Consider the following 16,364-nt stretch of genomic DNA (forward strand, 5'->3'; position numbering starts at 1 on the left):
AGTCCCTCCGCAAGCTACCCAAACAGCGCCGCCTGCGCTGGCTCGGGATACTCCAGCACCGCCTTCTGGGGTTCCTTACGATCCATGGCAGGAGCCGTCGAGAGCATCGACGGATCGTCGACCGGCAAACGTGGCGTAAAGTATCTCTTCCTCTCGTCGGCCTTAGGATCTTTCGGGTCGCGCGTCAGGATCGCCTCCGTCACCCGCTCTGCCAGCCCATGCGTGGCGCACAGCCGCCGCACCAGCAGAGCCATCCTCTGCCGGTAGCCCGCGTCGACAAAGTCCTTCGTCGCATAGCGGCGCTCATAGTCCGGCACCAGGGCAGGGAAGTGTTCGCGAACGAAACTCAGGTAGGTAGGACGCGAACACGACTTCAAGAACAGCGGGTGGGCTCCCAGGAAGCTTGCACCCGCTGCGGCGGCAGCGCTGGCCACCTGCTCCAGCGACCGCAAGCTGTCATTGATTCCTGGAAGCAGCGGCGAGCAAAGCACGCCCGTAATCACCCCGGCCTCCCGTAACGTCTTCACCGCCGCCAGCCGAAGATCCGGCCGAGGCGCCCGTGGCTCCAGCTTCCGCGCCAGCGCCGCATCGGTGGTCGTCACCGTAATGTGTACGACCAGCGCATTCCGCTCGGCGATCCGCACCAGCAGGTCCACATCCCGCACAATCAGGTTCGACTTCGTGACGATCCCCAGCCGCCGTCCCTGCTGCCGGGCCATCACCTCCAGGATCGACCGCGTAATGCCTACCCTGCGCTCGATCGGCTGATACGGATCCGTCGCTGTTCCCAGCGCCAGCTCCTCGTCGTGCGGAACCGACTTCAGCTCCTGCTCCAGCAGCCACGCAGCGTTCTCTTTGAGATAAATCTCCCGCTCGAACGCCAGCGCCCAGTCCTGCTGAGGAGCCTCATAGGTCCCCGGCTCAACCGGTGTAATGGGTTCGGGCCGCAGAAACTCATGGGTGTAGCGGGCGTAGCAGTACTTGCAGCCGAATTCGCAGCCCCGGTAGGGGTTGATCGTCCAGGCCTTCCACCCCATCCGCTTCGAGACCGAGTGATTCAGCAGCGACTTCGACCGCATGGAGCGAAACTCGATCAGATGCCCGTCCTCGGCATGGGTGGCCTCGGCGGCAATGCGTGCCAGCCCAGCCGGACGGGAGTCGAGGATAGGAAACAGCGTGGTAGCCGGCGCCGCAGGAGAGGTCGGCATCTCCACTGCGGCTGCGGATTCGATCTCGTGGTCTTTCGGGATTCCGATCTCGTGATTCGCCATTTCTTCGCCCTCGGTGAAGTCGAATCTAGGCCCTCTGGCTGTGGGAGTCAAGGCCGAGCAGTACGTTTTTTCTTCGCCTGTGGAGGCTACCCGCGTCGCCCCCATCCCTTGTGGTTTTGCCCCTTCCCGGCGCGGGAAACGCCCACCCGAATCCCCTCGAATCGCGCCCACTTCTGGCGTAGACTGCCCCCATGCAGCTGGTCGTGCCCCAGGCTTCGTCCCCGCTTCGCCTCCGCTTCGAGCAGCCCTTGAGCGACGAGGAACTTCTGCGCTTCTGCGCGAAGAACGACGATCTGCGTATCGAACGCGACGCCAATGGAGATCTGATCGTGATGTCGCCGACAGGAAGTGGAACGGGCAGCCGGAACGCGGAATTGAACTTTCAGCTGGCCCTTTGGGCACGCCAGACGAACTCCGGCGTCGTCTTCGACTCCAGCGCCGGCTTCACGCTCCCCGACGGCTCCATGCGCAGCCCGGACGCCGCCTGGATCAGCTGGCCACGCTGGAACGCGCTCACCGAGGCCCAACGCCAGGCCTTCGCGCCCATCTGCCCGGAGTTCCTCGTCGAACTCCGCTCGCCCACCGACGACCTGCCCAAACTACAGAAGAAGATGCAGTCTTGGCTGGCCAACGGTGCCGAACTCGCCTGGCTCATCGACCCCGAGCGCAAGATAGTCGAGATCTACCGCCCCGGCAAGGCCGCCGAGGAGCAGGAAGGTCACACAGCTGCCTACGGCGAAGGTCCGGTGGGCGGCTTTGTGCTGGAGCTGGGAAGGATCTGGGGCTAAACCCCTGATCCGAATACCGAAGATGGTTCAGGTCGACGATCCGATGGATTCGATGGATTCGATGGATTCGATGGATTCGAGGGATTCGAGGGATTCGAGGAGCCGTCCCGGGGAGCGGCGGAGCGATGGAGCTATGAGTCGCCAGGCTCGAGCCGCGCGTTGCGGTAGAACACGGCCCGGCAGTGGTAGCACTCCCACGGGTACCACCCGAATCGGCGCATAAGCGAGTCGATTCTTCCGCGTCGGGAATATCGGCGCGCCTCCTTTCGGCTGCACTTGCAGTGCAGTCGAACCGAAGAAGGGAACAACGTGGAGAGCAGCGCGGCAAAGAGGCCGTACCTCCGCAATGCGCGGGCGATCCGACGCGGCGCCAGCTTGCTGCCTTTCCCTTTTCGCTTGGAAACCGTCCCCAATTCTGGCCCTTCCGCCGGGTTGACGCTCCCGGCACTTGCGGATTTCGCCATCCTAGTCCATACTTAGAGGGTTGTCTGCGCATTTTGCGTCGGCACAGTCGAAACCACGCCCATGCGGAACACCGCATGACCTTCCGGCGGAACCCAGAATTGGGAGCCGATCCGGAAAACACGGGGTGGAAGACGAGGTTGAAAGATGGCTCGTAAGCTTACCAAGAATGTTGCGAAGGCCCGTGCGCTCGTGGAAACACGCCCCTACACGTTGGGCGATGCGATTCCCCTGCTGCAGCAGGTCAAGTTTGCCAAGTTCGATGAGACGGTCGATCTGACCCTCCGCCTTGGCGTTGATACCCGTCACGCTGACCAGATGGTCCGTGGCACGGTGGTTCTTCCTCATGGTCTCGGCGGCAAGTCGAAGATCGTGGCAGTCATCACCTCCGGCGACAAGCTGAAGGAAGCGGAAGCGGCCGGCGCCGAGTTCGTTGGTGGCGAGGACCTCGTTGAGAAGATCCAGAAGGAAGGTTGGACCGACTTCGACGCTCTGATCGCGACCCCCGACATGATGCGTTCCGTCGGCCGTCTGGGTAAGGTGCTCGGCCCCCGTGGCCTGATGCCGAACCCCAAGACCGGCACCGTGACGACCGATGTCGCCGGCGCCATCCGCGAGATCAAGGCCGGTAAGGTTGAGTTCCGCGCTGACAAAACTGCCCTGGTGCACGTTCCGGTTGGAAAGCTCAGCTTCCCGATCGACAAGATTGCCGAGAACGCGATGACCGTGATCAACGCGGTCGTGAAGGCGAAGCCTTCCGCTGCCAAGGGTAAGTACGTCAAGCGCATCATCCTCAGCTCCACGATGGGTCCTGGCATCGAGCTCGAAGCCGCCGTCGCCGAGCAGGCGAGCAAGGCGTAAGACTAGCTGCTGGAGGCTGGCGTTTAGCTTCCAGCCAGTGTGTTGCAGGTTTTCGGTTTGTGCTCCGATGGAGATTCCATCTCTCGAAGCGCCAAAATTAAGCTAAGAGCTAGAAGGCTGGCAGCTAAGAGCTGGCCGTAGCGAAAAGCTAGAAGCTAGAGGCTGTTTTTATGGCAATCAGCAAGGCAAAGAAGAACGAGAAGGTCAAGCTGCTCGCAGCCGAGTTGTCGACCTCCACGACCGCTATCATCGGGACCTTCAAGGGTCTCACCGCATCCAAGGACTTCGACCTCCGCAAGAAGATCCGCGCAGCCGGTGGCCAGTACCACGTGGTCAAGAACAAGCTTGCGGCCATCTCCTCCGAGGGCACCAAGGTTGAGGCCGCTCTGCAGGGCCTCAAGGGCGTCTCCGCCGTGGCTTACACGTCGGGCGATCCCGTCGCTCTCGCGAAGACGTTGTCTGACTGGGTCAAGGAAAACTCGGAGTTCACCTTCAAGCTCGGCATCGTCGACGGCAAGGTGATCACGGTTCCCGAGATCACGGCTCTGGCCAACCTGCCCGGCAAGGAAGAGCTCTTCAGCAAGCTCCTCTTCCTCATCAACTCGCCCGCGCAGCGTCTGGCGACGGTCATCAACGCCACCGGCCGCAACCTGGCCGTTGTCGTCAACCAGGCCGTCGAGCAGGGCAAGCTCCCCGCAGCCTAAGCCTTCAGGTGCAGGCACACAAGTTTTGCCGCTGGGGAACAAGGGGGCGCATGTCTGGCGCAACGGAACCCCAAGGGAACAGGCGGCAGCCAAAGGTCGAGAGATCGAACTTTGGGGAATCATCAGCAGTACGAAAACGAATTCAGTAATACATGGAGAACATCATGGCGGATTTGCAGCAGTTGGAAGATCAGATCGTTAGCCTCAGCCTCCTCGAGGCTTCGGAGTTGGTAAAGAAGCTCGAAGAGCGCCTCGGCGTCTCGGCTGCGGCCGCGACCGTTGCGGTTGGCGGCGGCGGAGCTGCGGCTCCGGCAGCAGCCGTTGAAGAGCAGACCGAGTTCACCGTGATCCTCAAGGAGATCGGCGCGAACAAGATCAACACCATCAAGGCAGTACGCGAAGTCACCGGCCTCGGTCTCAAGGAAGCCAAGGACCTCGTTGAGGCGGCTCCCAAGCCCCTCAAGGAGAATGTCTCGAAGGACGAGGCGGCAACCGTCGCCAAGAAGTTCGACGGCATCGCGGCAGTCGAGATCAAGTAACTTCCTGCTTTGCAGGAAGTTACGGGCAGGCGACCGGCTTCAGCCGGCGCTGGCCGCGGAGTTCCGCGGTGCCCGAAAGACACCGGCTTGCACGCCGAGGTAATTTGCAGTATCCTCTGTGATGGGGATAAAGCTGCAGTTGCCTCGGCGTGCAGCGCCGTTTGTTTGGAATCCTCGACATTGGCAGATTCTCCGGTTTTATAGATCTCAGGCGCAACACGCGGCGACGCGGTCGCCGACATCTTCTAGTATCTTCCGACTCATCCTGGCACTGCGAAGCAGGTTACGGAGTCGGCCATCCTGCGGTTCGAGCGGCGGGTCCGCAGGGTGAAACGTGCGACAAGCGGCAAACTTGAGGCCCCTCGGCAAGGCCTCAAAGGGCGGCGACTATCCAGCGTTTCCTTAGGGAATCAAACTTTTCAACCAGCTTCGCGCTCTCCGGGCATTCGTTCCCGCAGGGCGCTTTCGGCGTCTTCATGCACCCGCATGCATTGAGCCGCTGAACCGCCGGCACACTACCGTCGCGCGGTCGCACGTAACTCCGCCGCCAACGATGTTGTAACAGCTTCCGCCGTGTGAAGAAAGCGGAAGCGAGTCCCAGGTTTGTACCCCGCAGAATGCTTCGCTGGGGAGCAGCACCCTGCGCCATGGGCGCGACCGTCTTCGAGGAGCGGTCGAGCTGAAAGCGGCGCGGCAATGTCCAATGAGAGGGGCCTGGCCGGCCTCTTCTCCCTTCCATCCGATGCACTTGCCATTCCCGGCGGTGCCTCGAAACGTGGAAGGCCTCGAGCCAAGTACCAGGAGAGAGAATGTCACGCCACAATACTCACGATCCCAAGAACGTCCTCCGCTCGGTTCGCCAGCGCCTCGACTTCTCCAAGATCCCGACGAGCATCAAGATCCCGAACCTGATTGAGGTCCAGCGGCGCAGCTACGAGCGCTTCCTGCAGATGGACAAGCTGCCTCAGGAGCGCGAGGACAATGGTCTTCAGTCGGTCTTCACCTCGGTCTTCCCCATTACCGACTTCCGCAACGTCTCCGAACTCGAGTTTGTCGACTACACGATCGGCAACTGGGAGTGCAAGTGCGGCTACCTCAAGGGTCTCAACCACCTCCGCTCGGCCTGCACCAACTGCGGCCACATGGTCATCACGGATCCCTTCCACCCCGGTGATGTCCTCTGCAAGTTCTGCGGAACCTACAACAAGAACACCCCCGACTTCTGCACCAAGTGCGGTGATCCCGTCGGTCTCCAGCTGAAGTACGACCAGGCTGAGTGCGAAGAGCGCGGCATGACCTACTCCGCTCCGCTCAAGGTCACCATCCGCCTCAAGATCTACGACAAGGATCCTGAGACCGGCGTGAAGACCCTGCGCGACATGAAGGAGCAGGAAGTCTTCTTCGGCGATATCCCGCTGATGAGCGCCAACGGCACCTTCATCGTCAACGGCACCGAGCGCGTTATCGTCTCGCAGCTGCACCGTTCGCCCGGCGTCTTCTTCGAGACGGCGAACAACCGCACCTACTTCCTCGGCAAGATCATTCCGTACCGCGGCAGCTGGGTGGAGTTCGAATACGACCAGAAGAACACCCTCTACGTCCGCATCGATCGCAAGCGCAAGTTCCTCGGAACGATCTTCCTGCGCGCGCTCGGCCTGCGTACAGACGAGGAGATCCTCAAGACCTTCTACACGGTCGACACCATCAAGGTGGCGGACGCGAAGCTGCACTGGACTGTGGCCCCCGAGGGTGTGCATACCAACCTCGTCGGCACCCGTGCGACCTCGTCGATCTCCAACGGCAAGGAAGAGATCGTCGCCAGCGGCAAGAAGATCGGCAACAACGCGATGAAGAATATCCGCGCTGCTGCCATCGCCTCCGTTGAAGTTGAGACCTCCGAGTTCGACGGCGCCATGACGGCCTCCGAAGTGGTCGACATGTCCACCGGCGAGCTGCTCTACGAGGCCAACCAGGAGCTCACCGCCGACAAGCTGCACAAGATCCAGCAGTCCGGCGTCACCAGCTTCGAGGTCTTCTTCCCCGACCGCGACGACGTAGGCAACATCATTGCGAACACCCTTCGCCGCGACTCCGTGCGCAAGCCCGAAGAAGCGCTGATCGAGATCTACCGCAAGCTCCGTCCGGGCGACCCACCGACGCTCGACACCGCGACCGCGCTCTTCGAAGGCATGTTCTTCGATCCGCGCAAGTACGACTTCTCGCGCGTCGGACGTCTCAAGTTCAACATCAAGCTGTACGAAAAGGGCGAGCACACCTCGCTCGATCACCGTACGCTCACGCCTGAGGACTTCTACGGCACCATCCGTTACCTCCTCAAGCTGCGCAAGAACATCGGTCAGGTCGACGACATCGATCACCTTGGCAACCGCCGCGTCCGCGCGGTCGGCGAACTCATGGAGAACCAGTTCCGCATCGGCTTGGTTCGCATGGAGCGCGCGATCAAGGAAAAGATGTCCGTCTACCAGGAGATGTCGACGGCCATGCCGCACGACCTCATCAACGCCAAGCCTGTCATGGCCGCCATCCGCGAGTTCTTCGGTTCGTCGCAGCTCTCGCAGTTCATGGATCAGACCAACCCTCTCTCGGAGATCACGCACAAGCGCCGCCTCTCGGCCCTTGGGCCTGGTGGTCTGTCGCGTGAGCGTGCCGGCTTCGAAGTGCGAGACGTGCATCCGACCCACTACGGTCGTATCTGCCCGATCGAGACGCCGGAAGGTCCGAACATCGGTCTGATCTCGTCGCTGTCGTGCTTCGCACGCATCAACGAGTACGGCTTCATCGAGTCGCCCTACCGCAAGGTCAAGGACGGCCAGGTGCTGGACTACGTCTCCATCTCCAACGCCGGTGAGAGCGGTTTGCGCCAGGGCGATGTCCTCGAGGTTCACGAGTGGCACAAGCTCAACGCGCAGCTGGTCAAGGATGGCAAGCGCACGGTCGATGTCGAGCCGTTCAGCTTCTACCTCTCCGCGTGGGAAGAGGATCGCCACACCATCGCGCAGGCCAACGTCGTTCTCGATGCGGAACTCCGCCTCGCTGAGGACCTGGTCAATGCACGTAAGGCCGGCAACTTCGTCCTGGTGCCCAAGGCTGAGGTCGACTACGTCGACGTCTCGCCAAAGCAGCTGGTCTCGGTCGCCGCTTCGCTCGTACCGTTCCTCGAGCATGACGACGCGAACCGCGCCCTGATGGGAGCGAACATGCAGCGCCAGTCGGTGCCGCTGCTCGTCTCCGAGGCCCCGTTTGTCGGTACCGGTATGGAGGGCGTCACCGCCCGCGACTCCGGCGCCGTCATCCTGGCCAAGCGTAACGGCATCATCGATTCGGTCGACTCCGAGCGCATCATCGTGCGCGTCGAAGGCGAGCACCACCCCACGCAGCTGTCGCGTGAGGTCGGTTCCGATATCTACCAGCTCACGAAGTTCAAGCGCTCCAACCAGAACACCTGCATCAACCAGAAGCCGATCGTCCGCAAGGGTGACCGCGTTCTCAAGGGACAGGTACTGGCGGACGGTCCTTGCACGGAGCAGGGCGAGCTTGGTCTCGGCCGCAACGTGCTCGTAGCCTTCATGCCCTGGCGCGGTTACAACTTCGAGGACGCGATCCTCATCTCGGAAAAGCTGGTCCGCGAGGACTACTACACCTCGATCCATATCGAGGAGTTCGAGATCGAAGCCCGCGACACGAAGCTGGGACCGGAAGAGATCACCCGCGACATCCCGAACGTCTCGGAGCACGCGCTCCGCGACCTCGACGAGTCGGGCATCATCCGCATCGGCGCCAAGATCGGCCACAACGACATCCTCGTGGGCAAGGTAACGCCGAAGGGCGAAACCCAGCTCACGCCGGAAGAGAAGCTGCTCCGCGCCATCTTCGGTGAAAAGGCCGGCGACGTTCGCGATGCTTCGCTGACGTGCCCTCCGGGCATCGAAGGCACCGTCGTTGACGTTCGCATCTTCAGCCGCAAGGGCCAGGAGAAGGACGCCCGTGCGCTCCAGATCGAGCAGGAGATGGTCGAGAAGCTCGAGCGTAACCTTGCGGACGAAATCCGCATTCTTACCGACGAGCGTCTCAAGCGTCTCGAGGGAATCCTTGGCGACAAGGAAGTCCTCGCCGACCTGCACGACGAGCGCACCAACAAGAAGCTGCTCTCCAAGGGCGACATTCTCACCCGCGACATGATCGAGCTGATCTCGACCCGCAACCTGAAGCGTATTCGCTACGCCGACAAGGACCCGCGCGTCAACGAGCAGATCGATGAGATCGAGGAGATGACCTCGCGCCAGATTGACGTCTTGCGCAAGATCACCAACGAGAAGATCGGCAAGATGCAGAAGGGCGACGAACTCGCTCCCGGCGTCATCAAGATGGTCAAGGTCTACATCGCCATGAAGCGCAAGCTTTCGGTCGGTGACAAGATGGCCGGCCGTCACGGTAACAAGGGTGTGATCGCTCGCATCCTGCCGGAAGAGGACATGCCGTACCTTCCCGATGGCACCCCCGTTGAGATCGTGCTCAATCCCCTCGGCGTGCCTTCGCGTATGAATGTCGGTCAGATCCTTGAGACGCACCTTGGCTGGGCTGCACACGAGCTCGGTCGCAAGGTGGCAGAGCTCGCGTCGCAGCACCAGGAAGCTGGTGAGGTTCGCGAGATCTTCAAGCGCGAGTTCAAGGGCACGGCAGCTCTGCACCAGCTGCTCGCACTCGATGACCAGCAGACTCTCCGCGTAGCGGCGGGTATGGCCTCGGGCATCTGGTTCGGCACGGCAGTGTTCGATGGCGCGCAGGAGTACGAGATCAAGGCCCTGCTCGCAGCGGCTGGACTCCCGTCCTCCGGCAAGACCCTGCTCAACGACGGCATGACCGGCGAACCGTTCGAACAGCCTGTCACCGTGGGCTACATCTACATGCTCAAGCTCTCGCATCTGGTCGACGACAAGATCCACGCTCGCTCGATCGGACCGTACTCCCTCATCACGCAGCAGCCGCTGGGTGGTAAGGCGCAGTTCGGTGGCCAGCGCTTCGGTGAGATGGAAGTCTGGGCGCTCGAAGCGTACGGCGCTGCGTACATCCTGCAGGAGCTGCTCACCGCGAAGTCTGACGATGTGTTCGGCCGTACGAAGATCTACGAGGCCATCGTCAAGGGTGAAGCTGCCATCGAGCCGGGCGTACCTGAGTCGTTCAACGTCCTTATCCGCGAGCTGCAGTCGCTCTGCCTCGACGTCGAGCTCGTGAAGAAGACCGGCAACGAAGCGGAAGAGAACACGGTGCCCGAACTGGCCGTAGCCGACTAACTACCAGCTGTTAGCCGTTAGCTCCTGGCTTCTAGCAATGCGTACAGAAGCGAAGGGCTAACGGCTCCAGCAACAAGTTCAGAACCAAGCGGCCGCGATGAGCCGGAAAGCAATCATCGCCGTACCACCTACAACTGAAGACAAAAACGCAAGAGATCCAGATGTGCGGTAAAGCGATGCGCCGAAAGTCATCGCGGGAACACCAACCGCAGCGCCTCTAGCTAAGAGCCAAGAGCTAACAGCTAAGAGCTTGCCTGCCGCAACGGAGACAAACACATGTTCCGCTCCAGCCCGTTTGAAATGGCCGGTCCGATCACGGACTTCGACTCCATTAAGATTCAGCTCGCCTCGCCCGAGAAGATCCGCTCGTGGTCGCATGGCGAGGTCACCAAGCCCGAGACCATCAACTACCGCACGTTCAAGCCCGAACGCGATGGCCTGTTCTGCGCGCGCATCTTTGGACCCATCACCGACTGGGAGTGCCTCTGCGGCAAGTACAAGCGCATGAAGCACCGCGGCGTGATCTGCGACAAGTGCGGCGTCGAAGTCACGCTGTCCAAGGTCCGTCGTGAGCGCCTCGGACACATCGAGCTGGCTTCGCCCTGCTCGCACGTCTGGTTCTTCAAGGGCCTGCCTTCGCGTATCGGCCACCTGCTCGACATCTCGCTCCGTGAGCTCGAAGCTGTCCTTTACTTCGAGTCCTACGTCGTCGTCGATCCAGGCGACGCGCCCGTCAAGGAGCGCGAGGTCATCAAGGACGAGAATCGCTTCCGCGAGCTCGACCAGCAGTACCGCCCCTCCGGCTTCAAGGCCATGATGGGCGCCGAGGCCATCAAGGAGCTCCTCAAGCGCGTTGAAATCGTAGAACTCGGTATCGAGCTCCGCGAGCGCATGAAGACCGAGACCTCGCTGCAGAAGAAGCTCAAGTACGCCAAGCGTCTCAAGGTCGTTGAGGCCTTCCGCCGCTCGGATAACAAGCCCCAGTGGATGATCCTCGACGTGATCCCGGTGATCCCGCCTGAGCTTCGCCCGCTCGTGCCGCTGGACGGTGGCCGCTTCGCGACGTCGGATCTCAACGATCTCTATCGCCGCGTGATCAACCGTAACAATCGCCTCAAGAAGCTCATGGATCTCCATGCGCCTGAGGTCATCGTTCGTAACGAAAAGCGCATGCTGCAGGAGGCCGTCGACGCTCTGTTCGACAACGGCCGCCGTGGCCGCGTCCTTCGTGGCGCCAACAACCGTCCGCTCAAGTCGCTCTCGGACACCCTCAAGGGCAAGCAGGGCCGCTTCCGTCAGAACCTGCTCGGCAAGCGCGTCGACTACTCCGGCCGTTCGGTCATCGTCGTTGGTCCGGAGCTCAAGCTCCACCAGTGCGGTCTCCCCAAGAAGATGGCGCTCGAGCTCTTCAAGCCCTTCATCTATCACCGTCTGGAGCAGACGGGCCACTGCACCACCATCAAGCAGGCCAAGGAAATGGTGGAGATGCAGGACCCCATCGTCTGGGACATCCTGGAAGAGGTCATCAAGGATCATCCGGTCCTGCTGAACCGCGCCCCGACCCTGCACCGTCTCGGCATCCAGGCCTTCGAGCCCGTCCTCGTCGAGGGCAAGGCCATCAAGATCCACCCGCTCGTCTGCACGGCGTTCAACGCCGACTTCGACGGCGACCAGATGGCTGTGCACATTCCGCTCTCGCCGGAAGCGCAGATCGAAGCTTCGGTCCTCATGCTGGCTTCGCACAACATCCTGTCCCCGGCATCCGGTCAGCCCATCACGGTGCCGACGCAGGATCTCGTGCTTGGTCTCTACTACCTGACCAAGTCCAAGGTGGGCGCCAAGGGTGAAGGCCGTGTCTTCGCCAACATCGACGAAGTCCTGATGGCCCTCGAAGCCAAGCAGGTCGAGACGCTCACGCCTATCCGTCTGCGCTACACCGGCGCTGTGCTGGATATGACCGTCGCGTACGACGATCAGGACATCAACCACACCGAGGCAGTCGCCTTCGACAAGCAGTACATCAATACCACCGTGGGCCGCGCCATCCTCAACGATGCGCTCCCCGAAGGTGTGCCGTACATCAACGGCCTGCTCAAGAAGAAGGGCATCGGCCAGCTCGTCAACTACATCTACCTGAACCTCGGCCTCGAGACCACGGTCAAGATGCTCGACCGCATCAAGGAACTGGGCTTCCAGTACGCGACGCGCTCGGGTCTCTCCGTCGGTCTCGACGACATGGTCATCCCGGACTCGAAGTACGAGGTCGTGCGTGACGCCGAAAAGCAGGTCATCACCCTGCAGCAGCAGTATCTCGATGGCTCGATCACCAACCTGGAGCGCTCCAACAAGGTCACCCAGATGTGGTCCAACGTCACCGAGCGTGTTGCGGACGAGATGTTCAACAACATGAAGCGGGCCGACAAGGAAGGCTCCATGAACCCGATCTACATCATGGCGGACTCGGGCGCTCGTGGTTCCAAGCAGCAGATCCGTCAGCTCTCGGGTATGCGCGGACTGATGGCCAAGCCTTCGGGCGAGATCATCGAGACCCCCATCACGGCGAACTTCCGTGAAGGTCTCACCGTGCTGCAGTACTTTATCTCGACGCACGGTGCGCGTAAGGGTCTGGCCGATACCGCTCTCAAGACCGCGGACTCGGGTTACCTCACCCGCCGTCTCGTCGACGTGGCGCAGGACGTGATCATCTCCGAGCACGATTGCGGCACGGTTGAAGGCATCTACGTCATGCCCATCATCGAAGCCGGTGAGACCATCGAGCCCCTGCGCGACCGCATCATCGGCCGCGTCTCGCTCGAGAAGCTCAAGGACTTCGAAGGCAAGACCATCGTCGAGATCAACGATGAGATCGACGAAGACAAGGCCTCCGCTGTTCAGGCCGCAGGCATCGAGCGCGTCAAGATCCGCTCCGTGCTCACCTGCGAGTCCAAGCGCGGCTGCTGCGTCCTCTGCTATGGCCGTAACCTCGGCTCCGGCAAGATGGTCGAGCTTGGCGAGGCTGTCGGCGTCATCGCCGCGCAGTCCATCGGTGAGCCTGGTACCCAGCTCACGATGCGTACCTTCCACGTCGGTGGAACCGCATCGCGTTCCGCGGATGCCTCGCACCTCGAAGCCAAGAACAACGGCAAGGTGCACTTCATCAACCTCGTCACCGTCCGCTCCAAGGAAGGTGGTCTGGTTGCCTTCAACCGCTCCGGCTCTATCGCCATCATCGATAGCAAGGGCCGCGAGAAGGAGCGCTACGCGATCGTTTACGGCGCGAAGCTGAAGGTCGAAGACGGTCAGCAGGTCAAGCTCGGCGATCTCCTCGGCGAGTGGGACCCCTACACCTTCTCGATCCTCACCGAGATTGCAGGTACCGTGAAGTTCAAGGACCTGCAGGAAGGCGTCACCCTGCACGAAGAGATCGACGAGGTCACCGGCCTCTCCCGTCTCGTCGTTGCGGATTCGCCTGACGAGAAGCGCCAGCCGGCCATCCTCGTCCACTCGGGCAAGGGAACCCAGAAGCGCTACCTCATGCCGAGCCGCGCCCACCTCATGGTGGTCGATGGCGACGAAGTCCACCCGGGCGACGTCCTCGCGAAGATTCCTCGCGAGACCACGCGTACCAAGGACATCACCGGCGGTCTGCCGCGAGTCGTCGAGCTCTTCGAGGCCCGCAAGCCCCGTGATCCGGCGATCATCTCCAAGATCGACGGCGTCGTTCGCTTCGGCGATGTCGCCAAGGGTCAGCGTAAGGTGTACGTCACCGCGGACAACGGCAACGAGGAAGAGTACTCGGTACCGCGCGGTGTCTACGTCAACGTCCAGGAAGGCGAGCGCGTTCGCGCCGGCGATGCCCTCATCGACGGTCCGCGCAACCCGCACGACATCCTCGAGGTCCTCGGCGAACGCGAGCTGCAGATGTACCTGGTCAACGAAATCCAGGAAGTCTACCGCTTGCAGGGCGTGTCCATCTCGGACAAGCACATCGAGACCATCGTGCGGCAGATGCTCCGCTGGGTGAAGGTCGAAGAAGTCGGCGACACCAACTTCCTGCTCGAGCAGCAGGTGGATCGCTTCCGCTTCAACGCCGAAAACCAGCGCGTCCTCATGGATGGCGGACGTCCCGCCATCGGCCGCCCGCTGCTCCTCGGCATCACCAAGGCGTCGCTCTCGACCGATAGCTTCATCTCGGCCGCCAGCTTCCAGGAGACCACCCGCGTCCTCACCGAAGCGTCCATCAACGGCGCGGTGGATACGCTCCGTGGCCTCAAGGAAAACGTCATCGTAGGCCGCCTGATCCCCGCCGGTACCGGCATGGAGTACTACCGCAACGTCCAGCTCTCCCCAGAGCTCGAAGAAGCGGCAGCCCAGGTCCAGCAGGAAGTCACCGCAGCCATCGAAGCCGAAGAGCGCGAGCTCGAACAGATGCGCATGGAAGGCGAACAGGAAGAACTCGCCGCCGAATAACTCCTGGGCGGAGCGCCACACGCGCTCCGCGCCAAGACCAAACAAAGAAGGGCAGGGCAAACGCCCTGCCCTTCTTTTTGCCTACTCTCGAGGCGTTATCATCCTGGCTCTTAGCGGTGGGGAAGGGGCAGTAGCGAACTGGGAACCAACACAAACACAAAGGGCGGACTCGAGAGAGTCCGCCCTTTGTTGTCTCAGGGAGTGCAGCAGCTCAAACGCAGTCAGCGCGCCCTTCGCCGCTCTTTGAAGCAACTCTCAGCAAGCGTTGCTCAGCATGGCTTTCATCAGGTTGGGATCGAGGCAGGACTCCGCTATTTGCCGGCAAGCACCTTCGTACCTTCGTGCGGGCTTCCCTTGCCGATGTAGCCAATGGCGCCAGGTGTCTTCGCGACGTACTCGACCACAGCAGCGTCGCTGTCGAAGGACTTTGGCATCGTGGCCTGTCCCGAGAACACCAGGGAGCGCCAGCTTGCCATGAACGCTGCATCCGACTTGCCGATGTAGGCCGCCAGGAACTCGTCGTTCGCGGCGCCCGACTTCAACAGGACCGGAGTCACGTGCGATCCGCCCAGCGAAGAAGACGCCCCGGTGAAGATGTCCTTCAGGTCGCCCTTCGAGGCCTCGGAGGCCTTGACGCTGGGGTTAGCGATGATGAGCTGGGCATGAGCCTGGCTCACAAAGAACATGGCCGCGGCCACGGAGAGGAAGATCAGGAATCGCTTGTGCATTTTGATTCTCCTTTCGCGCAGCTAGAAGCTGACGCCGACTTTGAGGATGGTGAGTTTCGTGTTGGGCTTCAATCCACCCGGGTTCAGGGCCGTGTCGTAGCTTTGGTTGGTTCCCTCGATGAAGTGCTGCTCGGCCTTCGCATAGAGGTACTGGTTGAAGTCGTACCGGCCAGAGATCGCCCAGTCCTTGGAGTAGCGCGCTGGTCCCAGAGCCGCTTGATGATCTACAAGCTGGCTGTCATAAACGCCGGCCGTAAGTTTGTCTGTCACCTTGTAGCTGGCCATCGCATACCACGAATGGTCGTCCAGCCGGATTGGCTCGGCAGGAAGCCCAGTAAAGTTGATCGAACCGTTCACGGGCAGCCGGGAGAACTCTCCTGCGACCATCAGTTTGTCCTTCTCATAGCGGCCGAAGAAGCTGGGAGTGTTGAGCGGCTTGATCACTTCTGTGCCCGACAGAGCACCACCACCGGCGGTCACTGCGGAGTTCCACTGGTTGTCCTTGCCATCGGATGCGCCGATCATCAGACCGCGCAGCGGCGTGATCCAGTGGAGCGCAGCACCGTAGGTCACACCACTTAGACCGTTCGGCAGGTTCAGGCCGGATTCTTTCTGGCTGACAAAGTAGCCGTCGTCGGCGCCGAGCACTCTCTCTCCGCCCCAACCGCGATACTCCAGCTTGCCGAATCCAGGCGCCAGCTTGATCGTGCCATACGCGACACCACCATAGTGCGACAACAGAGAGTTACGGCTGGTGATGGGATACACGCTCTGGGGCAGCAAGGACCACAGGTAGGAAGGATCGATATCCTGCGTCTCATTGAAGAGGCCGGAGGGCGTCTTTACCTTGCCAAAGCGCACGCCGAAGCGGTCGTCGGCCTTGTAGTCGGCCATGGCGTAATCGAGCGTGATGGCGTTGCCAAAGTTGCCCAGCAGGAAGTAACGACCCTGAATCGCGACCCGCAGCTTCGGGGTCGGCTGCGCGCTGATGTTGAGAACGGCTTCCGTCCACGCCGGGCTGCCATCGCTCGAGCTGGTCGTAAAGATGTTGTTGTTCGTGGTGTACAGGAAGCCTTCAGTCGCATACCCGTGGAACTGAATGTTGAGGTCGTCAAGGCTCTGAGCTCTGACAGCGGTAGTGGCAGCTGCGATCAGAGCGAGCGTGGCTACTAGGATTCGTTTCATGGTTTCTCCTTGAAAGGTGTGGCGACTGTTCCTGGAAGAATCGC

9 protein-coding genes are annotated in these 16,364 nt (G+C 61.4%); 6 read left to right on the forward strand and 3 right to left on the reverse strand.

Features of this window, described 5'->3' with window-relative positions:
- Positions 1 to 14: 14 nt before the first annotated feature.
- On the reverse strand, positions 15 to 1,271 hold the full coding sequence (locus C4S68_RS16910) for an SPL family radical SAM protein (RefSeq protein ID WP_235011665.1): 1,257 nt from the start codon (positions 1,269 to 1,271) through the stop codon (positions 15 to 17).
- A 191-nt stretch (positions 1,272 to 1,462) separates the two neighbouring features.
- Between C4S68_RS16910 and C4S68_RS16915 the strand changes: the two genes are divergently transcribed.
- The 6 genes from C4S68_RS16915 to rpoC all read left to right on the forward strand — a co-directional run bounded on the left by C4S68_RS16915 (position 1,463) and on the right by rpoC (position 14,407).
- Entirely contained in the window at positions 1,463 to 2,059 is a 597-nt protein-coding gene (locus tag C4S68_RS16915; protein WP_103934284.1) for a Uma2 family endonuclease, read from the forward strand.
- Between the two features lie 609 nt (positions 2,060 to 2,668).
- Complete coding sequence (rplA, locus tag C4S68_RS16920) at positions 2,669 to 3,382, forward strand: 50S ribosomal protein L1 (RefSeq protein ID WP_103934285.1); 714 nt, start codon at positions 2,669 to 2,671, stop codon at positions 3,380 to 3,382.
- 170 nt (positions 3,383 to 3,552) lie between these two features.
- A complete protein-coding gene (gene rplJ, locus C4S68_RS16925; protein ID WP_103934286.1) occupies positions 3,553 to 4,086 on the forward strand; it encodes a 50S ribosomal protein L10 in 534 nt (177 codons plus the stop codon).
- 164 nt (positions 4,087 to 4,250) lie between these two features.
- On the forward strand, positions 4,251 to 4,625 hold the full coding sequence (rplL, locus tag C4S68_RS16930; protein WP_103934499.1) for a 50S ribosomal protein L7/L12: 375 nt from the start codon (positions 4,251 to 4,253) through the stop codon (positions 4,623 to 4,625).
- An 809-nt stretch (positions 4,626 to 5,434) separates the two neighbouring features.
- A complete protein-coding gene (rpoB, locus tag C4S68_RS16935; protein WP_103934287.1) occupies positions 5,435 to 9,937 on the forward strand; it encodes a DNA-directed RNA polymerase subunit beta in 4,503 nt (1,500 codons plus the stop codon).
- 276 nt (positions 9,938 to 10,213) lie between these two features.
- Entirely contained in the window at positions 10,214 to 14,407 is a 4,194-nt protein-coding gene (rpoC, locus tag C4S68_RS16940) for a DNA-directed RNA polymerase subunit beta' (RefSeq protein ID WP_103934288.1), read from the forward strand.
- A 311-nt stretch (positions 14,408 to 14,718) separates the two neighbouring features.
- On the opposite strand, the gene C4S68_RS16945 is transcribed toward rpoC, so the two are convergent.
- On the reverse strand, positions 14,719 to 15,135 hold the full coding sequence (locus tag C4S68_RS16945; protein ID WP_103934289.1) for a type 2 periplasmic-binding domain-containing protein: 417 nt from the start codon (positions 15,133 to 15,135) through the stop codon (positions 14,719 to 14,721).
- 21 nt (positions 15,136 to 15,156) lie between these two features.
- Positions 15,157 to 16,320 (reverse strand): hypothetical protein, encoded by a 1,164-nt coding sequence (locus C4S68_RS16950; RefSeq protein ID WP_103934290.1) that lies wholly within the window; start codon positions 16,318 to 16,320, stop codon positions 15,157 to 15,159.
- Between the last annotated feature and the right edge of the window lie 44 nt (positions 16,321 to 16,364).

It is taken from the genome of Bryocella elongata, from assembly GCF_900108185.1.
In the GTDB taxonomy this organism is placed as follows: Bacteria; Acidobacteriota; Terriglobia; order Terriglobales; family Acidobacteriaceae; genus Granulicella; species Granulicella elongata.